The organism is Flavobacterium supellecticarium, assembly GCF_004801375.1.
Lineage (GTDB): Bacteria > Bacteroidota > Bacteroidia > Flavobacteriales > Flavobacteriaceae > Flavobacterium > Flavobacterium supellecticarium.
This window is the reverse complement of record NZ_SSNZ01000001.1, coordinates 820,329-846,981: the sequence shown is the minus strand read 5'-3', so window position 1 is coordinate 846,981 and position 26,653 is coordinate 820,329. Positions and strand designations below refer to the sequence as shown.

The window sequence follows — 26,653 nt, the reverse complement described above, 5'->3', positions numbered from 1 at the left end:
TATAAAATATAAGGGGTTATGAAAGTAAAACCTCCAGTATTTTATATATTTGCCAAAATTCGAATATCTATGAGCTGGAAAAAGTTTTTAACTAGTTTTACATTCTTTAAACATTTAGCATTAGCATTAATTATTATCATTGTTTTTGTGGTTTTGGTAATGCAATGGCTGGGTTATGCCACCAATCACGGGGAAGAAATTCCGGTGCCAAATCTGGGCAAAATGAGCGTTGAAAAAGCCGAAGAAAAATTAAACGATATCGACCTGGAAATCCATTTGCTGGATACGGTTGATTTTAGAGCGGATTTCCCGCCATATTCTATCGTGGAACAGGATCCGCTTCCGGGTGTAACGGTTAAAGATGGTCGTAAAGTGTATGTTAAAGTAAACTCAGGTGGCTATTCGCAGGTAACGGTTCCGGATCTGATTCAGAAAACGTACCGTCAGTCTTTGTCGACTTTACGCGCATTGGGATTGGACGAAGGTAACATCAAATACGTACCGTATATGGCGAAAGACGTAGTTTTGGAAATGAAACAAAACGGTAAACCGTTAAAAGCCGGTGATAAAGTATTAAAAGCTTCTAAAATCGATTTGGTTTTGGGTGACGGTAAAACCGGATATGTAGAGGAAACAACAACGGACAGTATTCCGGTAAAAGAACAGACAACAAACAGTAATGCAGAATAATACTACTATTGAAGATGCCGATTTAGAAGGCGAATTGTTTGAACATTATCGCTTTGAAGCGGCCAAAGGTCAGGCACCTTTGCGCGTGGATAAGTTTTTGATGAATCTTGTTGAAAATGCAACAAGAAATAAAATTCAACAGGCGGCAACAAACGGGAATATCTTTGTAAACGATATTCCGGTAAAATCCAATTATAAAGTAAAAGCGTTCGATGTGGTGCGTGTCCTGATGGAGCAACCACCATTCGAAAATATAATCATTCCGGAGAATATCCCGTTGGATATTGTCTATGAAGATGATCAGTTACTTGTGATCAACAAACCAGCCGGATTGGTTGTACATCCGGGACACGGAAATTATACCGGTACCTTGGTGAATGCCTTGGCGTATCATTTTGAAAGTCTCCCGATGAATAGCAGTGAACGTCCGGGATTGGTTCACCGTATCGATAAAGATACGACCGGTTTACTGGTAGTAGCCAAAACCGATCATGCAATGGCATATCTGACGAAACAGTTTGCCGATAAGACTTCCGAAAGGGAGTATGTGGCTTTGGTTTGGGGCAATATTGAAGAGGAAAGCGGTACGATCGAAGGTTATATCGGTCGCCATATGAAAGATCGTATGCAGATGTCGGTTTACGATAGTGAAGAGTATGGAAAACATGCGGTTACACATTATAAAGTGTTGGAGCGTTTTGGATATGTAACATTGGTTTCCTGTATTTTGGAAACCGGACGTACGCATCAGATTCGTGCCCATATGAAACATATCGGACATACGTTATTTAACGATGAACGTTATGGCGGAAACCTGATCTTAAAAGGCACAACGTTTACCAAATACAAACAGTTTATCGATAATTGTTTTAAAACGCTACCAAGACAGGCATTACATGCGAAAACACTAGGTTTTGAACATCCAACAACCAAAGAGTTTATGCGCTTTGATACCGAATTGCCACAGGATATGAAAGAATGTATCGAAAAATGGCGTACGTATTCGAAGTCTCATACAATGGAGGAAGAGGAATAACGAGAAAAGAGAAAAGAACAACGATTTGTTCGGTTTGATATAAAAAACGCCCCGATTATCGGGGCGTTTTTTTATTCCAAATCTCATACCTACGATGAAAGAGGGAGTATAATAATTAAACGAGTCTGAAAAAATCAGGCTCGTTTAATTACTTAGGATAGTAAAGGGAAGTGTTGTTAACAACAAACTCGTTTTTAGGATAGGTATACCAATCGACAAATTCATTGTAGAGTTCCTCGTTTTGTTCCTTCCATTTCTTAAATTCCTCAGGATTTCCCATTTGTAATAAATAATGACTATAGGCATCCATCAAATTGCGATCCATCAATTGTTTTTGATAAGCAAAAAGTACATTCGGATATTCTTTGTAATCTTCCATAAAATAGTTCTGTAAGAATCCGATTCGCATTTTTGATAAAGACTTTAAATTCAGTTCTTTTTGTCCATCCATTCCTAACATAAAGTTTTTTCCAAACATACCGCAAAACGGCATTTTGAATTTACCATCCTTTATTTCATCAACACTCATCACAATTTTACAAAAGTCAACTCTTGTACTGTCGTTGTTTATAGTAATGGTGTTTTGGTAGGTCTTATAAAGTAGCTCACTCATTTCGCTAGCGCGTTTGGTAGTTCGTTCCAGATTCATAAAAATTTCACCATAAATAAGTCCTGAAAGTTTTTGATTGGAACTCATAAAAATTTTAGCTAAACGATAATAATTGGACGGAAACATCGGATCGGCTTCAAGTCCATTTATATAATTGGCACAAGCTTCATCATACTTTTCCTGGATCAAAAAAACATTACCTTTTTCTAAGTATAGATTGCCTGCGTTTGGAAATATTTTTATTCCAGCATCATATTCCTTTATTGCTTTTTCCGGTTGATCAAGATAACTATAGCAATTCCCGGACATTTGGTAAACCTGACTATTACAGTTTTTATATTTTTTGGTTTTATTTAGAATACTGATTGCTTTTTGATACTCTTTTTTAAGCATATAAGCATAGGCAATTTCGTAGGGATAGGTATAATCTTTAGGATCCATTTTCTGGCATTCTTCTAGCATGGAAATACTTGCGTCTATTTCGCCTTTATCCATTAATTTAATCGCTTCTCTAGCCTTTGTTTTAGCTAGTTCGTTTTGTGATTGGGAAAAAACGGTCAGGGAAAGTAGTGTGCAAATAATAATAAAATAGTGCTTCATTTTGGATGGGATTAGTGGAAAAATAATAAATGTAATACTGCTGTTTAAAGGAAAGCAAACATAGCCATTCTTTTTATTAATTTAGAAAGGTAATAATAAAAAACACCCCAATTATCGGGGCGTTTTCTGTTTTATTTATTTTTAGTGTCAATCCATTTTCTGGCGTTAACAAAAGCTTCATGCCATGGCGATACCTGATCCTGGTGACCGGCCGGATAATGGGCCCAGTTCCAGGGGAAGGTCGAACGCTCAATATGCGGCATCATTACTAGATGACGACCGGTTGTGTCGCACATCATAGCCGTGTTGTAATCCGAACCATTTGGATTGGCCGGATAGCCTTCGTAAGCATATTTGGAGACAATCTGATATTGATCCTCGGCATACGGTAGTTTGAATTTACCTTCGCCATGCGATACCCAAACGCCTAATGTGCTTCCGGCTAAAGACGATAGCATTACGGAGTTGTTCGGTTGTACGGTCACGGATGTAAAGATACTTTCGTGTTTACCGCTGGTGTTATGGTGCATTTTTCCGTGTACGTCGTGTTCCGGATTGATCAGCTCCAATTCCATAAACAACTGACAACCGTTGCAAATACCAACGGATAGGGTGTCTTCGCGTTTAAAGAAGTTTTTCAGTGCGGTATTGGCTTTTTCGTTGTATAAGAAAGCGCCAGCCCAACCTTTAGCAGATCCCAGAACGTCTGAATTTGAGAAACCACCTACGGCGCCGATAAACTGGATATCTTCCAATGTTTCACGACCTGTGATCAGGTCGGTCATATGAACGTCTTTTACGTCAAATCCGGCTAAATACATAGCGTTGGCCATTTCGCGTTCGGAGTTACTTCCTTTTTCGCGGATGATAGCTGCTTTCGGACGTGGTTTCGAAGCGTCGATAACCGGTTTTTTACCATCAAAATGTGATGGGAACGTATAGGTTAAGGGTTGGTTTTTATAGTTGTTGTAACGCTCTTGCGCCATTCCGTTTTTGGATTGTTTCTGATCCAAAAGGAAAGATGTTTTATACCAGGTATCGCGTAATTCGGCTACGTTAAACGTAAAAGTATCCGCGTTGTTGGTAAGCGTTACAGTGTTTCCGGCTACTACTTGTCCGATTTTGAAGAAGGAAACGCCATTGTTATTTAAGATCGCTTCTGCTTCTGCATCAGTCTGGAATACCAATCCGATGTTTTCATTAAAGAATGCTTTTACCGTATCGGCTTCTCCTAAAACGGATAAATCAAACGAAGCACCAAGGTTAACATCAGAAAAACACATTTCTAAAAGGGTTGTAATTAAACCACCGCTTCCAATATCGTGCCCGGCTTGGATATGTCCGCCTTTGATCAAATCCTGGATCGTGTTGAATGCTTTTTTAAAGTAAGCTGCATCGGTAATCGTTGGTGCGGAATCACCGATGGTATTTAAAATCTGCGCAAAGGATGAGCCTCCTAATTTAAAGGTATCCTGCGACAGGTTAATATAGTAAATCGCGCCACCATTGCGTTGTAACACCGGTTCTACGACTTTAGTGATATCAGTACAGTTACCCGCTGCCGAAATGATTACCGTTCCCGGAGCGATTACTTCGTCATTTGGATATTTTTGTTTCATCGATAGGGAATCTTTCCCCGTTGGAATGTTGATGCCTAATTCGATGGCAAAATCGGAACAACCTTTTACAGCTTCATATAAACGGGCATCTTCACCTTCGTTTTTACACGCCCACATCCAGTTGGCCGATAAGGATACACCGGCTAAATTGTCTTTTAACGGTGCCCAAACAATATTGGACAAGGCTTCTCCAATGGCAGTACGGCTTCCCGCTACCGGATCGATCAAAGCCGAAACCGGAGAGTGTCCGATTGTAGTAGCGATACCTTCTTTGCCCTGGAAATCCAAAGCCATCACACCCGCATTGTTTAGTGGTAATTGTAATGGTCCGGCACATTGTTGTTTGGCAACACGTCCGCCGACACAACGGTCTACTTTGTTGGTTAGCCAGTCTTTACAGGCTACGGCTTCCAATTGTACTACCTGATTCAGATAGTCCGGAATCGAAGCAGCGGTATAGTTTAAATCTTTATAGTTGCGAACTATGGTTTTGTCGCTCATAATCATTTTCGGCGAACTACCAAACATGTCTTCCAAGGCAAAATCCATTGGTTTCGCACCGGTTGTAGCCGATTCGAATGTAAAACGATGATCACCGGTCACATCTCCTACAGTATACATAGGCGAACGCTCACGGTCGGCGATACGTTGTAAGGTATCCAGATCTTTTTCACCGATTACCAATCCCATACGTTCCTGAGATTCGTTTCCGATGATTTCTTTTGCCGATAAGGTAGGATCGCCAACCGGTAGTTTGTCCAGGTCGATTTTACCGCCGGTTTCTTCAACCAATTCCGACAAACAGTTTAAATGCCCTCCGGCACCGTGATCGTGAATCGATACGATAGGGTTATGGTCACTTTCGACTAAACCACGTACGGCATTGGCTGCCCGTTTTTGCATTTCGGGATTCGAACGCTGGATCGCATTTAATTCGATCCCTGAACCAAAAGCTCCGGTATCGGCTGATGATACGGCTGCACCACCCATACCGATACGGTAGTTTTCACCGCCAAGGATTACGACTTTATCGCCTACGGATGGTTTTAATTTTTTCGCCTGACTTTCTTTTCCGTATCCGATACCTCCGGCTAACATGATCACTTTATCAAAACCTAATTTACGGGCTTCTTCTTCGTGTTCGAAGGTTAATACGGAACCGGTAATCAACGGCTGACCGAATTTGTTTCCGAAATCGGAGGCCCCGTTTGATGCTTTGATCAGGATATCCATTGGGGTTTGGTACAACCATTTGCGTTCGTCCATTGCCTGTTCCCATGGACGGTTTTCTTCCAATCGGGAATAAGAGGTCATATATACGGCTGTTCCGGCCAATGGAAGGGAACCTTGCCCTCCGGCAAGTCGGTCGCGGATTTCTCCTCCCGAACCGGTTGCTGCTCCGTTAAACGGTTCTACGGTGGTCGGGAAGTTATGGGTTTCGGCTTTTATCGAAATTACAGAATCAAATTCCTTTACATCGTAAAAATCCGGTTTGTCTGCTGTTTTTGGCGCAAACTGTTGTACTCTTGGGCCTTTGATAAAGGCGACGTTATCTTTATAGGCGGAAACAATATCGTTTGGATGTGTCTCCGATGTTTTTTTGATCAACTTGAAAAGAGAAGTCGGTTTTTCTTCGCCGTCGATCACAAAGGTCCCATTAAAGATCTTGTGACGACAGTGTTCCGAGTTCACCTGTGAAAAACCAAATACCTCCGAATCGGTCAATTTACGACCTAATTTAGCCGATAATTGGTTTAGATAATCCACTTCTTCTTCGCTTAAAGCCAAACCTTCTTGTTGGTTATAGGCTGCGATATCCTCGATTTCCAGTATTGGTTCCGGTTGGATGTTAATGGTATAAATATCCTGGTTCAGGCTGGTGTATTTCTGGAAAAGCATCGGGTCGAAATCGTTAAAATCGGCCGTTGCTTTTTCAAACTCTTCGATACGGATAATACCGGAAATTCCCATATTCTGAGTAATTTCAACGGCATTGGTACTCCATGGCGTGATCATGGCGGCACGTGGGCCAACAAAAAAAGCATCCAGAGATGCCTTTGTATCGTTAACAACCGTGCAAGGGTTTTCAGAAGTGCTTGCAAACAGCCAGTTTAATTTCGTAATGTCCTGAGCCGAAAGCTCGTTTTGCGATTGTACTGCAAAAACCGTGTTGGTCTGGTTTCCGAAGAAATGAATCATTGTGTGTGTTGTTAGTGTGTTGTTTTTAAAAATGCAAAATTAATCTAATTCGGTCAATTAGACAATTTCAGCGGCTATATTTTTTAGCGGTTAATTCTCGAATATCACGTGGTTATAAGCACCCAGATCGGAACCTCCGTTGGGACGTACATTTCCAAGGATGTCTTCTAAAAACGGATTGGTCATGGTCGTTCCAAAAGCTTTTGCATCAGAATTATTGCCAATGATCAATTGGTTTTTGTTCGGGTTTTTAAAATCCGGTTTAAACGAATTGGAATTTACGGCAATACGACAGTTGCTATAATCGGTGGTATTGGCAATAGGATATAAATTATTGTTTGAAAATTGTTGTGCCACATCAAAGAATTTGATCAGACAGTTATTGAATCGGAAGTTAAAAGCTTGCGAATTGTTTCGGGTCATCGAAAGCGGAATATTGCTCGATCCAAACAGTATACAGTTGTCAAATTGGGCCATTTCCAATGGAATTAGCTGTTGGTCGGAACCGTTGTCGATCGCTACGGCAACCTGATTGGGACGTGACCAGTAATTCACAAAAGTCGATTGTCTAAATAGGTATTTTCCACCAAAAGTACAAGCCAGCGCTGCTTGTCCCGCTCTATTGATAACTATATTATCACCTTTGATATGCGCATTTCGGGCTAATAAGCCAACATTGGCACTGTTATAAATCTGTACGTTGGTCAATTTTAGGGTTTCGTCGGTACCATCGTTTCCTTCGGTTAAAATACCAACCACAGCATTTTTAATCGTCAGGTTTTTTAAATCGTGTGCCGTACTACCGTTACGTAACCAGATGGTTCCCCATTGTCCCGGAACTTCCGAAAAATCCTGTTCCAATCGGTCGCCTTCAAAAATCACTTCGTTTTCCAGTGCTTCGGTTACCGATTTGGTTCCGGCCACTTTTAATGACGCCCCCTGTTGTACGATCAAACCGGATTCGGCATGGAAATGAATCCGGGCACCGGCTTGTACGTTGAGGGTTTCTCCGCTTGGTACCGCGGCATAGCCATATATTACATAGGGTTTGTCTTTTTTCCAGAGGAATTCGTCGCCGTTGGTTGGATGACTATGGTTTAGATTCCGACCACGGGTGGTGAGGGTATTACCGTTTTCATCAACGCCTACCTCAACCTGTTCGTATACACCGTTGGTACGTCCCGGATAGATAAAATAGGCATCTTTAACCAGGGTTACCAGATCGACTTTCTGGTAGTTGGTACCATAGTCAAATTCGATTTTATCGGTGTATAAATATTGGGCATCCGGAGCGGAAAAATCGTTGTAATTAATGGTGGTTTCCACAAAAATATACATACTGTCTTTGGCCAGTAATTCTACGTTGTTAAAGACTTTACCCGGAATTCCGTCGACCATTAATCGGTATTTGGACGCATCGCCCTGTCCCAATCGGACACTTGGGATTTTGATGTCTTTATTACTGCGGTTGTACACTTTTAACGTATAGGTACTGGAACCGATATTCGTAAAAACGGTATCCAGATAGATCGTGTCTTTCGAAAATTCCAGATTTCCGGTACTCGGTTCGAAAGAAAAATCATTTCGACAGGAACTCAGAGCAATAAGTAAAAGGGTGACAAGGACGTAGTAATAATGACGCATGTTTCTGATTTTTGGTAAAAATACTAATTTTTGGATGTTAAATTATACTTAAATTACAATTTATATATAACGTTCGATGGCTAAGTTTATTCTTACTTCAGTTTTGATTTTGTAATTTTACCATTCAAAATATAGTTTATGTCATTTGATAAAGAAAAAGTACTGCAGCTTTGCAATCATTTGTCGAAAAATACATTGATGCAAACCTTAGAAATTGAATATATAGATGCCGGAGAAGATTTTTTAGTAGCCAAAATGCCTGTAAACCCAAGAGTACACCAACCGATGGGCTTGTTACACGGAGGCGCTACGGTAGCGTTGGCAGAAAGCGTGGGAAGTGCCGCTTCTATCATGTTTGTCGACCCGGAAAAGCAGGAGGTACGTGGTATCGAAATTTCGGCCAATCACCTCAAAAGCAAAAGGGAAGGAATTGTCTACGGAACGGCCCGAATTATCCATAGGGGACGTAGCCTGCATCTGTGGGAAATCAAAATTACCGATGAAGAAGGAAACCTGATCTCCCTTTGTAAACTCACCAATATGGTTTTACCAAAAAGAGCGTCATGACCGATTTATTTCTGAAAGTAAAAGTACATCAGGGACAAAACCTGCCATTTGTCATTTATTCAAAACCGGGCTCTGACGAAATCATTGGCCTTTTTCAAGTAAATGATCATGTGTATTTGGCCGAAAGTTTTTCCGAAACGGGCTTTATTATGGCTCCGTTTGATGGTGAAAATTATGTGCTGATTCCGGAAGAACATTCCGAAATTATAACGGAGAAATACGAACTACCGACTATTCCGGAAGAAGGAACCGTTTCTCAGGAGTATGATGAAACGGCAAAACAGCATTTTGAACAGTTGGTGGAAAAAGGCGTAGCCGCGATACATTCAGGGGATTTTAAAAAGGTGGTGCTTTCGCGGAAGGAAAAAGTAGGCGGCACGACCAAAGATGTAGAGCATTTGTTTCCACGCTTACTGGCAAACTATCCGAACGCCTTTAAATATTGTTTTTACCATCCGAAAGTCGGAATGTGGATGGGCGCCACGCCCGAACAACTGCTAAAAGTTAAGGATTATCAGATGCAAACCGTAGCATTGGCCGGAACGCAGCTTTATGAAGGAACCGAAGCAGTGCACTGGGAACCGAAGGAAATCGAAGAGCAACAATATGTAACGGAGTTTATTCTGGACAATCTTAAAGATTGGGCATCGGAAGAAAAAATATCCAATCCGTATACGGCCAGAGCGGGAAATTTGTTGCACATTAAAACAGACATTTCGGCGCGTTTAAATGACAAAGAGAGTCTGAAGCAAGTACTTGAAATCTTACATCCGACACCTGCAGTTTGTGGATTACCAAAAGAAGCCGCACGTACTTTTATTCTGGAAAACGAAGACTACGACAGGGAATTTTATTCGGGATTTCTAGGCGAACTCAACAAGAATTTTTCGACGGGTAGGAGTGAGCATTCCGATTTATATGTGAACCTGCGGTGTATGAAAATTAAAAAAGAAAACATTCATCTGTATATCGGTTGTGGCATTACCAAAGATAGTGTACCGGAAAAAGAATTTTTCGAGACACTGAACAAATCGATGACGATGAAAAAGATATTAGCATAATTAGATAAAAAACAAAATGAAATTAGATATACTAGCCTTTGGGGCGCATCCCGACGATGTAGAATTGGGATGTGGTGCTACCCTGGCAAAAGAAATTAGTTTAGGTAAAAAAGCGGGAATTATCGATTTAACACGTGGCGAACTGGGAACCCGCGGATCGGCTGAAATCCGGGATGAAGAAGCGCGTAAAGCGGCTGAAATCCTGGGAATTGCCGTACGGGAAAATCTGCGGTTCCGCGATGGTTTTTTTGTAAATGATGAAGCGCATCAATTGGAGGTGATTAAAATGATCCGGAAATATCGTCCGGAGATTGTGTTGTGTAATGCCATTGACGACCGACATATAGATCATGGAAAAGGAAGTAAATTGGTTTCGGATGCCTGTTTTCTTTCGGGTTTACGCCGTATCGAAACGGAAGTGGATGGAGTGGCTCAGGAAGCCTGGCGACCAAAAGTGGTGTACCACTATATTCAGTGGAAAAACATCACGCCGGATTTTGTAGTGGACGTGACGGGTTTTATCGATAAAAAAGTGGCCGCGATTTTAGCCTATGGTTCGCAGTTTTACGAGCCCAATTCGAACGAACCAACCACGCCAATTGCGACAAAAAACTTTTTGGATAGCCTGCATTATCGCTCGCAGGACCTGGGACGACTCATCGGAACGGATTATGCCGAAGGTTTTACGGCAGAGAGATATTTGGCTGTCAGTAGTTTAGAAAATTTGATGTAAATTTTTTTAAAAAATGCTTGCGTGATACGGAAATTGCCGTATATTTGCACCCGTAATCAAATGGTGATTGTAGCTCAGTTGGTTAGAGCGTCGGATTGTGGTTCCGAAGGTCGTGGGTTCGAGACCCATCATTCACCCTTAGTACTTTAAGCGGCTTTAGAAATAAAGCCGCTTTTTTATTGGTACAAAATTTTATCAGAGCGAATCGTTTTTTACTGAAACGGATCTTTTATAATCCGATTCAGTCATTTTATATTCCTTTGATTGATTTTTAATAACTCCAGATCATGTCAATTTGATTTAGTTTCTTATAATTTTCTCCGTTAATTCATAAAATTGGAATAGATGCGTTTAACAGGATAGTAAAGTTTACTGTTTCGCTTGTCCTATCCAATAATAGATTAGTACATAAATCAAAAGCAAAATCCCATTTATAATGATATAAAGTTCGTCTTTAAAAATCGCGAATGAAAAAATAAGATTGCTGGCAAGTGCCGTTAAAAAGAAAATCCAGGAAAGGGTTCTTGCCATAGTTGCTGTCCTCGGAAGTGTAAAACGTATTCCGATGGTTAGAATTAATGTAGTCGCCAGGAAAATGAAACTGCCAACGGTTACTAAATTTTTATTTGCGTTTGTATTAAAGGCATAGAAGCCGTAAGCGATTAAGGCGCTTACAGCTACTGCGATGCTGGTTTTTATAAAATCTAATTTCATTTGTTTGTTTTTTTAAATTGTTGGAGGGGGAGGTGGAACTGAACTGAATAACATTGCAATTTCGGGTACATTACCCGATAATTCCCAGCCAGCCATGCCTTCTTTCCAAATATGATGGTTTTGAGTAAACTGCCCACTTTGAATAAATTGTTTTAGTTGTTCCAGGTTGAAAGAACCGGATTGCTGACCGTTTAATGCTACATGATACATTGTGACAGGAGGTAGTGGTGGCATACTACTCATATTGCCCATCATTTGCCCCATTTGGTTGCCTATTTGACTACCCATGGCACTACCAATTCCCATTCCAACCATTAAACCTGAGGCATTCAATCCGCCTTCTCCGCCGTCTAAATCGATGTTGCTCATTGTTCCAAGATTTTGAGCCGCCGTTTTTAAAACATCAGTCTGCTGATTAAGTTGATGAACCGCAAAGTTTTTGCCTTCAACCCCTAATTCCATATCTTTTCTTTGGATTCGAGTCGTTTCCAAAAGATTCTCAATTTCTATGTCGGTTTTAGCTTCGGCTAATTTGGTTTGCTGATCGGCTGTTATTTTTTTCAGTTGTAAATAATGAGCGTGTGTTTTATCTAATTCAATTGTTCCTATATCCAAGCGTTTTAGATTTACACCAAAATGTTCTTCTAAATCGGATTTTAATTTAGATTGAATATGATCACTTATTTCATCGATTTTTCGTTCAATCTGCATTACCGGTAAGTTGTTATCCTGTGAAGCATTAATGATGACGGACTTTGCTTTTCGTTGGAAAAAATCTTTGACTTGATTTTTAAAATCTTCTAAATCAAAATTGATTAAACGGTTTAGTTTGATGAAGTTTTTATAATCGGTCACATTAAACGTCAACGTTCCTCGGACAGCACAAGGAACACCTAAATCTGTAAATCTGGGGTCGTAAAGATCAAAATAAGGAATCCCAAATTTGATTTGAATATTACCGGAAAGATTGATATAATAGATTTCGGCCTGAAACGGAGAACTCCCGTTAAAAGCGGCTCCTACAATATTTGTAAGAATTGGGAAGTTGGCAGATTGTATTGTTTGGTCGTGTGGACCATGTATAAAATCCTGAATGGTTCCGTCGTTTTGCTTGTAAAAAAATACAGCAAGTTCTCCGTTTTTTACACGTAAACTACTACCGTAACGTATTGCGTTTTCTTTATTTGTGGAATTAACCGGGCCAGACGGTCGCCATTTCCAAACTAAATATTCCTGTTCATCACAACGGATTACGTCCATCAACCCGCCTTCTTTTTTATTGCCAAATAATGCCATTTGTTTGTTTTTTATAATGAAATTTACTTTAAAGAGTTAGGTGTTAGTACTACTTTTATGTTGCTGCAATGGCATTACAAATAATAAAAACTAAAATAAGAGCAGCGCCTGCACCCAATACATGGAATACTTTTTTGGTGTTTTCTTTTGTAATGTTTCGGGCCTTTTCAACAATAGCCAGTACTTCGGCATACGTTTTTGGATCGTTTTTCATTGACATGGATGCTTTCGAATTTATCTGCTCAATTTTTTTAAGCCATATTTTATTCCAGGTATTTTTGTATTTGGTGTCTTCGGAGAAGATTGTCAGATAGGATACCGGATTAATTTTACTGGATGAGATTGTCAGAAATTCCAAAATATTTTCTTTGGAAACAGGTACGGGATAGTTGAGTACAAATTCTTCTTTTCGGGCATCGGTAGTCGACCATTTTGCTGATTTTGATGTTGCCAGGATAAGCTGAATACCTTTTATGAAAATCAAAATATACCAGAAGAATAACCATAATAATACGGTTCCCAAACCAATGTTACTTCCTGTGTTTTGCGCGTAAAATCCTGTACTTCTTGTTGCTTCTATTTCATCAAGCTTATCAAAAAATCGAATGATACTTCCTGATACTTCAATGTTTCTGAATTCAGCGCCACAATCGGAACACTTTGTTACAAAGCTTTCTGCAATGGCACCACAGGCGGGACATTTTTTGATGTCACCAAACTTATCCGATTCAGGAGCGGCAACAGGTTCTTGTGTTTTGTGTTTTATTTTTTCAAAAAGGCGTGCTTCCAGGACGATTTCAAATTCGTCAAGGTCAATTCCTTCGGTTTCGGCTTTTTTAAAGAGGATTTGTCTTTCTTTTTCGGTTAGTTCTCCATCAGCTAATGCTAATGCTATGAGTTTTTCTATTTTTTCGTTATATAGTATCATATGTTTTTATTTTTGGTTAGTAACTTTTTATATTCAACAATTTCATTGGTGTTATACTTTCTCAATCGCCCTACCAGTAGGCTCTAAAGCAGAATTGATGATGGAGCTATGATTAGATGTTAAGAAAATCGGATAAATGAATTTCTTCATCTATCCGATTGATTATTAATTCATATCTGAAATAGCTTGCGTTAATTTAGCTTGGATTTTAAGAAATTTAGTCATTTGAGCAGGAGTCATTTCATTTTCTGACTTTTCCATTTTCTGCGATAAATCAGTTGCTTTTTCCATATATTCCACATATTTGGTCATTGCAGAGGCATCTCCGCTTTTAGCATCTTCCATCAGAATTATGTATTGATCAACAAATTCTTCATAGCTTTTTAAATAAGCATCAGTAGCATTTTCGTCTGTGGACGTGGCAGCAACTTCTATGGTATTTTCGTCTGTTTCGGAAACAGGCGTTTCATATGTAGTTGTTACTTCGTCAAGAGACGTTTCTTCTTCGGTTTTATTGTTTTTACAAGATGTTAACGATATTGCAAGGGCTGCAATGAGTGTTAAGTGTGATTTTTTGATATTCATATCTGATAATTTTAAGTTTTAATAAAAGTGAGTTTTGAGTAGTGACTCAATAGTTTAGGCCTATTAAAAATTAAGGCGGGATTTTAATATGTATCAATTTCTTTATGGTTTCTAAGGTGAGGCAATTTATATGCGTTTTATTTGATTCCTTTACGAGTTTCCGTAATGGGAAAAAATAATGCGAATGCGTCGCCTTTGTCTATCTAGAGGTCCGACAGTGTAGTACAGTACAAAATAAAACGGAACGTCTACGTTTTATCGTAGACGTTCCGTTTATCTCGTCCTAAAATAAGTTGCTTATTTCTCAGTAATTTTTTTTAAGAAACAAATACACTTTTCTATTTCAAATCTTTCCAGATAATTAAAGCTGAATTTGTTAACCCGATCATTTATTTGTATCAATTTATATGTAGATAATAGAGAAGTAAAACTTTAAAAATTACTTTTAAAGCCGCTTTTTTTATTATAGTAGTATAAATTTTCGATCCAGTCTATAAAAACAAAACCCTGTAGTAACAGGGTTTTGTTTTTAGATCGATTAACGAACGGTTCGTTCCGTAATGTTTTCGTTGTATTTTTCATAGAAAATTTCCAATCGTTCCGGATTGATTTCGCCATTAGCATTGGTTGCTGTTTGTAAATGTTATTTGAGTTCGTTAAAAAGTTGCCAAATATATAAAACGAATCTATATGATAAAGTATTATTGTAGGTAAAGTTTTAATTTTTAGCAGGACCTGGTTTATACGTTATATTTGTTGTAAAAAAGCGAGAGGAGATTAAAACAACCTTATTCTGAAATAAGTAGATTTTTTGGAGTATCTTAGGACAATATGTAATAGTTATAACCCCAAAATCTATTTTATATGAAATTTAAGTACATACTAACACTTTTTTTGATGGGTGGTTGTTTTGCTATGGCACAAACCAAACCGATTCTGATCGAAAATGTCAGACTTTTGGACCTTAAAGCGGCTAAATTAACCACACCGATGCATGTTTTGGTTTCCGGTTCAACCATAGAAAAAATAAGTGCCACAACTATTACAGCTGATAAGGATGCTGTAAGAATCAATGGTGGTGGAAAAACGTTAATGCCTGGTTTAATCGATGTTCACGTACACATGACCTTTGGTACGTTTACGATGGCACAATTGATGGGAGAAGATTTAACGGAAGAATTTCTGGTTCGTAAAATAGGAGAATCGGCACAACAAATGCTACTTCGCGGATTTACAAGTGTCCGTGATGCGGGAGGCCCTATTTTTCCGTTAAAAGCAGCCATCGATGCCGGTAAACTAGTCGGCCCACGTATCTGGCCTTCGGGCGCTGTGGTGAGTCAGACTGCCGGGCATGGCGATTTTAGAGCACCAAGTGAACGCTCTCGCCGCTTTTTCGGAAAACCGTCCCGAGCAGAACAAGTGGGCGCTACTTTTATTGCCGATGGCCGGGATGATGTATTAACGGCTGTACGGGAAAACCTGCGTTTTGGCGCCAGTCAGATTAAACTCATGGCGGGTGGTGGAACGTCGTCGGCCTATGATCCGATTGATGTGACGCAATATACGCTCGACGAAATGAAAGCGGCCGTTGAAGCGGCATCCGACTGGGGGACCTACGTTATGGTGCATGCCTATACGCCAAAAGCGGTGCAACGTGCTGTTGAAGCCGGAGTTAAGTGTATTGAACACGGTCAGATGCTGGATGAAGAAACCTTAAAATTACTGGCAGAGAAAAACGTATGGTTAAGTCTGCAGAATTTAATGGATAACAACGACAGTATGGATGAACAGCGCAAACAAAAGCGTAAGCCGGTATTGGAAGGACAAAATAAAGTATGGCCTTTGGCGAAAAAGTTAGGTGTAAAATTGGCCTGGGGAACCGATTTTCTATTTCAACCGGAATTAAACGATGAACAGAATCGTTATATTTTACGGCTTCAAAAATGGTTTAGTAATGCCGAAATTTTAAAGATGATCACTCAGGATAACGGTGAATTGTTGCAATTATCCGGTTTGCGCAATCCGTATCCCGGAAAACTAGGAGTCGTGGAAGAACAAGCTCTGGCCGATTTACTGTTGGTAGATGGGGATCCATTAAAAGATTTGTCGTTAATCGCAAACCCGGAAAAGAACTTTTTACTGATCATGAAAAACGGACAGTTATACAAAAATACCATCAAAACTAAAAAGTAGGATATCTTTAAAATAGTATCGTGGTTTAGGGGTTTAAAAGGATATTTTGGCGACTGATGATTTTATTTTTTAAGATTTATAGGATTGAATTGATAAAAAATTATGACTTAAATTGATTTTTTTGTTAATTTGGTTCTCACTTTTATATAATAATAAATGGCGAAATTCAAAATCGAAATCAAGTGGGCTTTTATATTTATCATGATGTCGCTGCTTTGGATGGTACTGGAAAAAATTTGCGGCTTGCATAGTACCCATATTGATAAGCACCAATATCTGACGATGCTTTTTATGATTCCGGCTGTTTGGATATATGTTTTAGCGCTAAAAAATAAGAAAATGAGCTATTATGACGGTGTGATGAGCTATAAGCAAGGTTTTATAAGCGGCTTGATCCTTACGTTGATTGTGGCGCTTTTTAGCCCGGTAACACAGTGGATCATCTCTTGTATTATTACTCCTGAATATTTTCCAAATGTTATCGAGTATTCTTTAAAATCGGGTTATCATAAAAACCGGGAAGCAGCGGAAGCCTATTTTAGTCTTGAAAACTATATGAAACAGAGTGTCATCGGAGCATTGATGATGGGTATTGTTACGTCTTTTATTGTTGCCTTTTTTGTACGTAGTAAAAATTCCAAAAACAAATCTTAAAACTATATTACTATGAAAATAATAAAACTGATTGTCTGCCTGCTTTTCGGGCTTATGTTTATCAATGCCGGGCTTAATAAGTTTTTGAACTATATGCCTATGGAGAAAATGAGCGAAGAACAAATGAAAATGATGGAGGCTCTAATGACTATAAAGTGGTTGATGCCGCTAACCGGTGTTATCGAGACTGTTGCCGGATTATTGTTTATCATTCCTAAAACCAGGGCTTTAGGTGCCATTATGATTCTGCCGGTTATGGTCGGTATTGTTTGTCATAATCTTATTTTTGAACCATCCGGACTTCCTTTGGTGTTGCCGCTTTTTCTAATCAATATTCTAATTATTGTTGATAACTGGAAAAAATACAAACCAATGTTTTCCTAATATAAACGACTACTAACAGAAACGCCCCGTTGTTTACCACTTTAAACAACGGGGCGTTTCCTTTTAAAGGGGCTATTATTATTTTTTTTCTTCCGGGCGATCTTTGATCTGTGATGCTTTTAAATAAACCTTTTTACCCGTTTTGTTTACATAGTATTTTTGGTTTTTATTGTTAATGTAAACATCGGTCCCATCCGGAGCCATCTTACCTTTCCATACTTTGTCGGAAATTTTGGAAGTTCCTTTTACAGCGACTTCCGCAGTTTTGTCACCTACCTTTTTAGCGGTCTTTTCAATTTTATCGCCTACGCTTTCTTTTTTTTCCTGTCCTTGTGCCGAAATCGAAATGATTGTGAACAATCCCAGGAATACCAGGGTTAAAATACTGCTTCTTTTCATACTATTATTATTTTAAAGTTATTCGGTTAAAAACTTTTTTGCTGTAGCAGGTGATGCGTTTTTCTCTGTATGAATGTTCTATTCTATAAAGATAGTAATAAAATAGTTATTTATTATCTACTTGTTGTTTATAGACCATTGTCTAACCTGTAAATAGATTTATATTCGAAAATTAGAGTAGAAAAAGTCCGATTATAAAGACTAACAGTTCATATGATGAGATGATAATAGCGTAAAGATCTAATATTGCATCACGTTCTTATTCAAATCTCACTTGTAATTATTTTGGTAAGTTTTTTGTTGATGAGGAAGGGATGGCGGCTTAAATACGGATTGTATATGCCGGATAAACTTTTTGTATCTTGAGATTATATGAAATGCATTATCTATTGTTAGGTATTTATATAGCTATATTTAAGTTTTCCCTTTCCCCATCAATTACACAATCAGTACTCTAAATTACAGGATCATATCTTTCCCTAAGATATTGAATAAGAATATAAAGTCCTGTTAAAGCAGGCATCACTCCAATTTTTTAGCTCTGTGGCTATTTTTAATTATATCGATTGATATCGGTTATGTTTTGCTTTCGAATGTGCTATGTACATATCGAAACAATTCGATAGCTAATAAGAGCTAATAAATAATAAATAAGTTAAAACTAAATATATATATCTTATGCTTATGAGAAAAAAACTCCTGTCAATTTTATTTGTGCTAGGGGCATTCGAAATGTACGGACAAGTGGGAGTTGGAACGGAACTCCCGGATATTACTTCACAATTGGATGTAGTCGCAAATAATAAGGGAATATTAATTCCAAGAGTAAGTCTAATCGATTCCAAAAGTAAAGACCCTATAGTGAATGATGGAACGTTGCCAAATGGTCTTATCGTTTTTAATATTGCTACTTCTGGTCAAATCCCGGATAATGTTAGCCCGGGATTGTATTATTGGCTTAATGGTTCCTGGAATAGAATGATCAGCCCTGTTGATATTCGAACGTCCGAAGGGACTGTTCTATATAACCCGGAAGTTGTTGCTCTTAGTTATATTGATCAGCAAGGTGATTCGCGAATAATCAATATCGATTCCCTTGTAAAATCAAATGAAACGATCACAACACTCGTGAAAAATCAGGATGGTAGCTATACCTATACCAATGAAGCCGGACAATCGAAACGGATTGATTTTACAGGAGATGCTGTAGTCGAACAGTTTGATCATGAAGTGGTGCTGGAAAAGATTGAAGCGCTTATTAAACAAAAAGAAACGCAGACATCTCTTGTTTATGATCCGCTAACACATGTTTTGACTTATAAAGCGGAGGATGGAAATACTACCACTATCAATTTGTCAGAATTATTGAATAATGGTTCGGAAACGCTAACAGCGCTGAGTTATGATGCCACTGCACATACCATTACCTATAGAGCGGAGGATGGAAATACTACCACTATCAATTTGTCAGAATTATTGAATAATGGTTCGGAAACGCTAACAGCGCTGAGTTATGATGCCACTGCGCATACCATTACCTATAGAGCGGAGGATGGAAATACTACATCCATTGATTTGAATGCTTTGGCAAATAACCCGGAAACGCTAACAGCACTGAGTTATGACGCCAGTACGCATACCATTACCTACAGAGCGGAGGATGGAGCTAATACATTCATTGATTTGAATGCTCTGGCAAATAACCCGGAAACGCTAACAGCGCTGAGTTATGACGCCAATACGTATACCATTACCTATAAAGCTGAGGATGGAACTAATACATACATTGATTTGAATACTCTGGCGAATAACCCGGAAACTATTACGAGACTTTCGTATGACGCTAACACATTTATTCTGAATTATAATGCAGAGGATGGAACGACTACCGAAGTGGATTTATCGGATTTGGTCAATGGCCCGGAAACCTTGACCGCTCTGGTATATGATGAAGAGCGTAAAGATTTGATTTATATTGATGAACAAGGAACTAGAAACAGGGTTAACCTGCCCGTCTTTCAGAAAAATACGGAAGATGCCACAAGTCCATGGTATGTAGATGGCGGAACTGTCAGCGCAACATCTAATACGGAGAATATTTACCATACCGGAAATGTCGGTATTGGAAGACAGCCTGCTCCAGACACAGCCTTAAGTGTAAATGGATCCGTAAAAATTAATCCTGAGAATGAGGAGCGTAAAGTTTCGGTGAATATTGGTGACGGAAATACAGCCACAGGAGCGAATGCTTTGGTAAGTGGTAAACATAATGAAACACACGGAGAAAATACGGCAATTGTTGGAGGAACAGGAAATACCATAACAGAGCAAGGTGAATTTGGTGTTATTATTGGAGGCGAAACCAACCGTATTGTGGCAAGAAACGGCACAATTGTAGGTTCCAAAGAATCTGTTGCCAGTGGTCAATATAGTGTGGTTTTGGGCGGAAGTGATAATATGGCTCCTTCTGTTCATGAAATAGTTTTAGGGAATAGAGCTAAATTGTATTCTCCGGATGGAGGAAGCAATGTATGGGATAGAAATGACCGTATATTCACTGTAGCTAACGGTGACAATAATGGTCGATCGAATGCCCTTACGGTTTTGAAAAACGGAAATACCGGTTTTAAAAGTGCAGCTTCTCAGCCTACCGAAACCATCGATGTTGGTGAAGGAAAGGTACGAATCCGACAAATCCAGGGCGAAGACGGTAGTGACGATGACAGATTGGTCGTGGCCGATGCCGATGGGGTTTTGCGTACGATAGACAGAAGAGATTTACAATTAAATCGTAATTCGGATGCGCAGATCGAACCTTGGCTGGTCGTGGGATCAAACCAAAAAGCAAGATGGAATGGACAAAATATTTATCAGGCCGGTGGTGTTAGTATTGGACATGCCAGAGGATCTTTGCCATGGGCTGACCGGTTACGATTAAATGTATACGGTGCCGTACGTGGAGGCAAGGAAATTAGTGAAGGTGAAATCGGTGCTTTTTCTGCGGCCTTTGGATTTCGAAACAAAGCACAGGGAGCCTATGCATTTGTTACTGGAAGAGACAATACTACTCAACCATCTGCAGAACTGGCTACAATAGACGGTGGACATCACAATTTTATAGCTGACGGAACCGATACATCCGGTATTTTCTCAGGACGACATAATACGATAAGTGCCACCTACGGTGGTGTTATACTAGGAGGAGAAAAGAATACTGTTCAAAGTCCTTTTGGTGTGGTTGTGGGAGGAAAGTCAAATTCGGTTCTTGGTAGTAATGAGCGCGGTGTGGTTGTGGGAGGTCTTCAAAACACTGCCCTCGGAATTAATACGGTGGTTCTTGCAGGGGAAAACAATGCGGCTTATGGTAATCATTCTTTTGTATTTGGAGGAAAGTTCAATGCAGCTGAAGGAGAAAAGGGCTGTGTTATAGGAGGAGAGTTTAATAGAGTTGGTTATAGAAGTGTTTATTCGGGTATTATATGTGGACAATCTAATGAGATAGTCGATTCTCAAAACGGGTTCGTTCTTGGTGGGGATACTAATCATATAATCAATTCCACTGAATCTATTATTTTGGGGGGTTACGGCAATTATATACTAGGAGAAGGTACTAATATTTCATATTCGGCTATTATTGGGGGAAGAGAGAATAAGGTAAAAAGAAAGAATTGTGCCGTTATTGGTGGTATAGCTAATCATGCTATGGGTGAATTTAGTATGGTATTAGGAGGAGCTAGTTCTACAGCAAAATCCTTTCACGAAGTAGTTATAGGGCCTTATGGAGACATGTATGACGGAAATTCGCCAACGGAGTGGGATGAAAATGACAGATTGTTGGTAGTTGCAAATGGAACAGCTAATGAAAACCGCTCTAATGCAATTACGGTTTTAAAAAATGGAAATACCGGTTTTAAAAAACAAGCGGTTGTTCCTACAGAAACGATAGATGTAGGATCCGGGAATGTTCGCATCAGGGATATAAATGGTACTATGGGCGCTTTGGAAGATAAAGTTGTTGTGGCCGATAGGAATGGGGTGCTAAAAACCATTAGTCGCTCCGAATTCAAGGCACCGGGATCTAATGTAATCTTTAGCGATGGTTTGATGGGGCTTGCTGTACGACCAGAAGAAACTCTGGATGTAGGTACCGGAAACGTACGTATTCGCGATATTAACGCTACAGAGGGGAATAAATACGAAGATCGGATTGTTGTTGCAAGCTCGACCGGAGTTTTAAAGACAATAAGTACCGGCGAACTTATCGAATTAATTCCGGTTAGCGGATTTGTGGCAACACAAATCGGTGAGCAACGAAGACAAATTGAGTTGCAAAATACAGTAATCAGCACATTGCAACAAAGCTTACAGCGAATGGAAGAAAAGTTGGAAGCATTGGAAGCTACTGTTAGTAGTGCCAATTAGTTATAGTTTTCTTCATACTTAGGAGTGCTTAAAGTATAGGATCCCTTTTAAGTAAGGTGCTTAAAAGGGATTTATATACTGTTTTAAAAGTAAAAGAATCATTGAAATTATGAATAAAATTTTTGTAATAATTATAGCGGCTGTCTGTGGAAGTATTCCGGTTTCCGGACAAACCGTAAATAACGGGCAGATAACAGTGTCGCCCGGAACAAAATTTTCCAGTGTTGCCGATTTTAAAAATAACAGTACTGCAAATTTTGTAAATGACGGTACTTTTTTTGTCTATGCCAATTTTCATAATGATGGAATTGTTGAGTACGATCCAACGCAGGAGGGAGTAACCCATTTTGTCGGAGAGCGACAGCAAAATATTTCGGGCGCTGTTGTGAGTAAGTTAAACCATACGCTATTTAATAATCATTCCGAACAACCCGCTTTTTTGCTAAACGGAAAAGTCAGTGTGGGTGGAAATTCGGATTTTGAATACGGAATTATAAAAGTGGAAGAGAACGGTAGTTTTATTTTTGAGGCGGTAGCAACGCATTCTCATGCAGATTCAGATAGTTATGTGGATGGTTTTGTAGAACGCCTTGGTAGAGAGGAATTTCAGTTTCCGGTCGGAAGCTACGGGGCTTATCATCCCGAAACTATCGGAACCTGCGATTGGAGCGATGCCACTTTTAAAGGTGGTTACCGTAAGGAAAATTCTAACCTGCACTATGCACATAATCAAAAGGAAGACAACATTCTGATTATTGATAATACGCAATATTGGATATTGGAATGCAATCATCATGATACACACGAACTTCCGTTAACGCTGTCTATAAGCGAAAATATGTTCGGTACAGAACTCAATAACAATACCGAAGTTGCTATTGTTGGCTGGAATACTGAAACACAAAAATGGAAATCCTATCCTACTGTTATAGATACCGATCAGCAATTAGCCACTGCTGTTACGCTACATGATGGAATTTTTACCTTGGCGAAGATTGAAAAAACAAATGATATCGATGATCAAAACAATGAAATAATTGTTTATAACGGTATTTCAGGAAATGATGATGGAAAAAATGATTATTTCTTTATCGAAGGATTGAACAAATTTCCGGAGAATACTTTAGAAGTCTACAACCGATGGGGAGGAAAGGTATTTGATGCAAATCAATATGGTACTCACGAAAATTGGTTTAGAGGATATTCCAATGCCAAAGGAACAATCGATAACGGGAAAAAACTTCCATCGGGAACTTACTTTTATGTTTTAACGTATAAAATAGCCAATGGTAAAATTAAAAAGAAAGCAGGATATCTATATATCAATTGAACCCGGAATGCTTGATTATAAATTAAAAGGATTATGCTTTACAACATATCAGGCTATATAAATAACGTTAATGATGAAAAAAATTATAACAATAGGAACAATTTTATTGTGCTTCGCCTGTTCGTTTGCGCAACAAAATGTTCAGTATACACAATATATGTATAATAAAATGGCTTTTAATCCCGGATATACCGCGACAAGTGGAATACCTCGTATCATTGGAATTTATAGGTCGCAATGGGTAGGGATTGATGGAGCTCCTAAAAATATAGTATTATCAGGACAAACCCCTATAAAAGAAAAACGACATGGTATTGGATTTACTGTCGACAATGATAAAATCGGTCCTTCTTCAGATACCCGTTTGGCATTTAGTTATGCACATCCGGTAATGCTTTCGGACAAAATAATAATGTCGTTGGGGGTAAATATCTGTGGAAATTTTATGGAAATTGATTATGATAAATTACAAATTCTTGATCATACCGATAAAGAACTAAGAGGGAAATTGTCACAATTCTCACCAAATATTGGTGCCGGTGCTTACTTTTATTCAAAAAAATGGTTTGCCGGCTTGTCGGTACCTGATTTTTTAGAAACAAAATTTTACAACGATATACAATCATCGGTAGCTAAAAGGAAAATGCATTATTACCTTACTGGTGGCTACTCGTTTGATTTGGATGCTATGATTCAGTTTAAACCGGGAGCATTGATTAAAATAGTTCAGGGAGCACCTTTAGGAGTCGATGTCTCTACAACTTTTCTTTTTAATGATAAACTTCAGTTAGGAATATCGTACAGATGGGGAAATGCACTCAGTTTTTTGACTGGCTTTAAAATTGGCGATTTTACTGTTGGCTATGCATATGACTATAGTGGGGGGACTATTGGAGAGTATACTTCGGGAACACATGAGGCTTTTTTGCAATTTGATATTTTAAAAAAACATGCTGAAAATAAAGACAAAGATCTACCGAAACCCAATCATAATACTATAACAGATTTGCTTCAGAGGAATAAAACTGAAGAGCAACAGGATCTGGAACTGAAAAATAAACCAGTTCAAACAAATCCGACTACTGCCACTGAAAAGAAACAGTTGAAAAATGCAAAACACCTTGGAAAAGAGCAGGCAAAACGCGAAAAAAAAATAAAGCAAGCTCAGGAAAAGGCACTTAAGAAAGAAGTTCGTAAACAGGAAAAAACACAGAAAAAGAAGAAAACCGTTGGAACAACGAAAAATAAAAAATAACAGTAAAAAACAAAAATGCCATCTAACTGATGGCATTTTTATTATATAATAATCACTGATAATCTAATAAAAGGGCTGGCTAATTAAGTAAATATGACTTTTTGTATTCCGATGGGGTAATACCGTGGTACTTTTTAAAAGATTTAATGAAGCTTTCGTTGGTATTGAATCCCAGAAAATCATAAACTTTAATATGTTCTTTGCTTTTTGTTTGAAGTAAAACAACAGCCTTATCCATTTTGTGTTTTAAAAAATATTTCTTTGGAGAAATTCCGTAAATCTGTATGAAATGTCTTTTAAAAGTTGAAAGGCTGAGATTACACATTGATGCCATGGAAGCGATACTTATGTTTTTATATATGTTATTCTCTACAATTTGATGTATTATTGATTTTTGACGACAAATAATATTAATAAACCAGTTGATTGTATCGGGATTCTGGCTGAACAAATCCAACATAAATTCCTCAAATTTTACAAGGCATATGTTGTCTGGAGCTTTACCATGGGTAATATATTGTAAAGAAGGTAGAAAGCAACTATTGATAAAATCACTCTTTTTACATTCCAGGTAACTCTCCAGATAACGAACCGTACGATTGTTCTTTACTTTTAGAAAATCCGGATATTTTAAAAGAAAATCGTTGAGAATCTTATTGTTAAACATAATGCAGACACCTTCAATAGGATTTTTTTCTTTTGAACTTGTCTCACAAATAAATTGAGCACCAGTCGAGAAGATCATATAATTGCTACTGTTTAGTGCAATAGTATTTCTTTTGATAATTACTTTTTTAATACCCTTAATCGGAAAAAAAATCATATTATAATTAAGGACTGCTTTAATTTTTGATATGGGTCTTTGGGTCTGAAAGTGAACTATTTGTGCATCGTTTACAAGGTCATTTGTCAGACAGCGGGCGGTTTCAATTGAATTAAATACACGATCTTCCATCATAGTAAGATATTAATAAAATTAAACTTAATCTTTTGATTCATGACAGTATACTTATACTATCCTAACATAAATGTTCAAAGCAGTAGTATAGGAACATCATACAGATGTGTAAAGTTTATGGTCTTGAGGCAATATCACTAATTGTAGCTTTATGATTCAAATGAGTACTGTAATCATTTACATCATAATCTACTAATGGGAGGAATCGTAACTGGGGTGAATTTGTCTTGGTTTATCGCATAGGCATTAAATTTAGATTACTAATTCTTTTTAACGGCGGGGGGGGGGGTAAGTATTTTGGAGGAGTAAAAGAAATAAGAAATCCCTTTTAGTAAGGATAACTTAGTGGTAAACTTATGGAAAAATTTATTTCCATAAATTAAAAACGAAGTACAGGTAACCTTGTGTTTTGGCTTCAGGCTTATTGTGTGGTTACTTGGATTTTCTTATATAAAACAAATATAGTTAAAAAATATTATAAAAATAAAGAAAACATAAAAAAAAGTTAATTTGAGTATAAATGGTTAAAATATGTAAAATTTAGTTGTAAAAATGTACTTTTTATCAGGTAAACTCCTGAAGCGTGGCAATATGAATCTTAATTAGCTACTCAATCGTTCATTTTTCTTTACTAAAAGATTGAAAGATTTGAATATAAAATTTCTATTTATTCCTTTGTATCAGATTTGAATAAATATCAAATTAGATTAAGCTACTATAAGGCTCTGAATCAGAATGCGGGAATCGCTTTGGAAGATTTAAAAAAAACATAGCCT

General features: G+C 38.3%; 20 protein-coding genes and 1 tRNA gene. 12 read left to right on the top strand and 9 right to left on the bottom strand.

All coding sequences use genetic code 11. The annotated features are described in order from the left end of the window. Nucleotides 1-69 precede the first annotated feature (69 nt). Together E6C50_RS03890 and E6C50_RS03885 are read left to right on the top strand one after the other, a co-directional pair. Nucleotides 70-690 (top strand): PASTA domain-containing protein, encoded by a 621-nt coding sequence (locus E6C50_RS03890; protein ID WP_136401876.1) that lies wholly within the window; start codon nucleotides 70-72, stop codon nucleotides 688-690. Further along, a complete protein-coding gene (locus E6C50_RS03885; protein ID WP_136401875.1) occupies nucleotides 680-1,726 on the top strand; it encodes an RluA family pseudouridine synthase in 1,047 nt (348 codons plus the stop codon). The genes E6C50_RS03890 and E6C50_RS03885 overlap by 11 nt, the downstream gene beginning before the upstream one ends. A 148-nt stretch (nucleotides 1,727-1,874) precedes the next feature. On the opposite strand, the gene E6C50_RS03880 is transcribed toward E6C50_RS03885, so the two are convergent. The 3 genes from E6C50_RS03880 to E6C50_RS03870 all read right to left on the bottom strand — a co-directional run bounded on the left by E6C50_RS03880 (nucleotide 1,875) and on the right by E6C50_RS03870 (nucleotide 8,398). Continuing rightward, entirely contained in the window at nucleotides 1,875-2,936 is a 1,062-nt protein-coding gene (locus E6C50_RS03880) for a tetratricopeptide repeat protein (protein ID WP_136401874.1), read from the bottom strand. Between the two features lie 131 nt (nucleotides 2,937-3,067). Continuing rightward, complete coding sequence (gene purL / locus E6C50_RS03875) at nucleotides 3,068-6,754, bottom strand: phosphoribosylformylglycinamidine synthase (RefSeq protein ID WP_136401873.1); 3,687 nt, start codon at nucleotides 6,752-6,754, stop codon at nucleotides 3,068-3,070. A gap of 90 nt (nucleotides 6,755-6,844) precedes the next feature. After that, on the bottom strand, nucleotides 6,845-8,398 hold the full coding sequence (locus tag E6C50_RS03870; protein ID WP_136401872.1) for a hypothetical protein: 1,554 nt from the start codon (nucleotides 8,396-8,398) through the stop codon (nucleotides 6,845-6,847). Nucleotides 8,399-8,536: 138 nt separating this feature from the next. Between E6C50_RS03870 and E6C50_RS03865 the strand changes: the two genes are divergently transcribed. The 4 genes from E6C50_RS03865 (at nucleotide 8,537) to E6C50_RS03850 (ending at nucleotide 10,897) form a co-directional block, all read left to right on the top strand. Then, nucleotides 8,537-8,965: a PaaI family thioesterase gene (locus tag E6C50_RS03865; protein WP_136401871.1), complete on the top strand. Its 429-nt coding sequence runs from the start codon at nucleotides 8,537-8,539 to the stop codon at nucleotides 8,963-8,965. After that, nucleotides 8,962-10,026, top strand: coding sequence for an isochorismate synthase (locus tag E6C50_RS03860; protein ID WP_136401870.1), 1,065 nt, complete (start codon nucleotides 8,962-8,964; stop codon nucleotides 10,024-10,026). Before E6C50_RS03865 ends, E6C50_RS03860 begins: the two co-directional genes overlap by 4 nt. A gap of 16 nt (nucleotides 10,027-10,042) precedes the next feature. Beyond that, the gene (gene bshB1, locus E6C50_RS03855) at nucleotides 10,043-10,759 is read left to right on the top strand and encodes a bacillithiol biosynthesis deacetylase BshB1 (RefSeq protein WP_136401869.1); all 717 of its coding nucleotides are present in this window, start codon (nucleotides 10,043-10,045) and stop codon (nucleotides 10,757-10,759) included. A gap of 62 nt (nucleotides 10,760-10,821) precedes the next feature. Beyond that, nucleotides 10,822-10,897, top strand: a tRNA-His gene (locus tag E6C50_RS03850). A gap of 231 nt (nucleotides 10,898-11,128) precedes the next feature. Here the strand turns inward: E6C50_RS03850 and E6C50_RS03845 are convergent. The 4 genes from E6C50_RS03845 to E6C50_RS03830 all read right to left on the bottom strand — a co-directional run bounded on the left by E6C50_RS03845 (nucleotide 11,129) and on the right by E6C50_RS03830 (nucleotide 14,282). Next, entirely contained in the window at nucleotides 11,129-11,473 is a 345-nt protein-coding gene (locus E6C50_RS03845) for a hypothetical protein (RefSeq protein ID WP_136401868.1), read from the bottom strand. A 12-nt stretch (nucleotides 11,474-11,485) separates the two neighbouring features. Then, complete coding sequence (locus E6C50_RS03840) at nucleotides 11,486-12,769, bottom strand: SPFH domain-containing protein (RefSeq protein WP_136401867.1); 1,284 nt, start codon at nucleotides 12,767-12,769, stop codon at nucleotides 11,486-11,488. A 55-nt stretch (nucleotides 12,770-12,824) separates the two neighbouring features. Beyond that, nucleotides 12,825-13,697, bottom strand: coding sequence for a hypothetical protein (locus E6C50_RS03835; protein WP_136401866.1), 873 nt, complete (start codon nucleotides 13,695-13,697; stop codon nucleotides 12,825-12,827). Between the two features lie 165 nt (nucleotides 13,698-13,862). After that, nucleotides 13,863-14,282, bottom strand: a complete 420-nt coding sequence (locus E6C50_RS03830) for a DUF6591 domain-containing protein (RefSeq protein WP_136401865.1) — start codon at nucleotides 14,280-14,282, stop codon at nucleotides 13,863-13,865. A gap of 864 nt (nucleotides 14,283-15,146) precedes the next feature. On the opposite strand from E6C50_RS03830, the gene E6C50_RS03825 reads away from it, so the two are divergent. The 3 genes from E6C50_RS03825 (at nucleotide 15,147) to E6C50_RS03815 (ending at nucleotide 17,513) form a co-directional block, all read left to right on the top strand. After that, the gene (locus E6C50_RS03825) at nucleotides 15,147-16,475 is read left to right on the top strand and encodes a metal-dependent hydrolase family protein (RefSeq protein WP_136401864.1); all 1,329 of its coding nucleotides are present in this window, start codon (nucleotides 15,147-15,149) and stop codon (nucleotides 16,473-16,475) included. Nucleotides 16,476-16,631: 156 nt separating this feature from the next. Further along, nucleotides 16,632-17,129 carry a DUF4199 domain-containing protein gene (locus tag E6C50_RS03820; protein ID WP_136401863.1) on the top strand — a complete coding sequence of 166 codons (498 nt, stop codon included), beginning with the start codon at nucleotides 16,632-16,634 and terminating at the stop codon, nucleotides 17,127-17,129. Between the two features lie 12 nt (nucleotides 17,130-17,141). After that, nucleotides 17,142-17,513, top strand: a complete 372-nt coding sequence (locus E6C50_RS03815; RefSeq protein WP_136401862.1) for a MauE/DoxX family redox-associated membrane protein — start codon at nucleotides 17,142-17,144, stop codon at nucleotides 17,511-17,513. 78 nt (nucleotides 17,514-17,591) lie between these two features. Here E6C50_RS03815 and E6C50_RS03810 read toward each other — a convergent pair whose 3' ends face one another. Beyond that, on the bottom strand, nucleotides 17,592-17,912 hold the full coding sequence (locus E6C50_RS03810) for a hypothetical protein (protein WP_136401861.1): 321 nt from the start codon (nucleotides 17,910-17,912) through the stop codon (nucleotides 17,592-17,594). A gap of 684 nt (nucleotides 17,913-18,596) precedes the next feature. On the opposite strand from E6C50_RS03810, the gene E6C50_RS03805 reads away from it, so the two are divergent. The 3 genes from E6C50_RS03805 (at nucleotide 18,597) to E6C50_RS03795 (ending at nucleotide 24,919) form a co-directional block, all read left to right on the top strand. Continuing rightward, nucleotides 18,597-22,334 (top strand): hypothetical protein, encoded by a 3,738-nt coding sequence (locus tag E6C50_RS03805; RefSeq protein WP_136401860.1) that lies wholly within the window; start codon nucleotides 18,597-18,599, stop codon nucleotides 22,332-22,334. A gap of 109 nt (nucleotides 22,335-22,443) precedes the next feature. Next, entirely contained in the window at nucleotides 22,444-23,664 is a 1,221-nt protein-coding gene (locus E6C50_RS03800) for a gliding motility-associated C-terminal domain-containing protein (protein WP_136401859.1), read from the top strand. 70 nt (nucleotides 23,665-23,734) lie between these two features. Next, entirely contained in the window at nucleotides 23,735-24,919 is a 1,185-nt protein-coding gene (locus E6C50_RS03795; protein WP_136401858.1) for a PorP/SprF family type IX secretion system membrane protein, read from the top strand. Nucleotides 24,920-24,998: 79 nt separating this feature from the next. Here the strand turns inward: E6C50_RS03795 and E6C50_RS03790 are convergent, their stop codons facing one another. Beyond that, entirely contained in the window at nucleotides 24,999-25,877 is an 879-nt protein-coding gene (locus tag E6C50_RS03790) for a helix-turn-helix domain-containing protein (protein WP_136401857.1), read from the bottom strand. Between the last annotated feature and the right edge of the window lie 776 nt (nucleotides 25,878-26,653).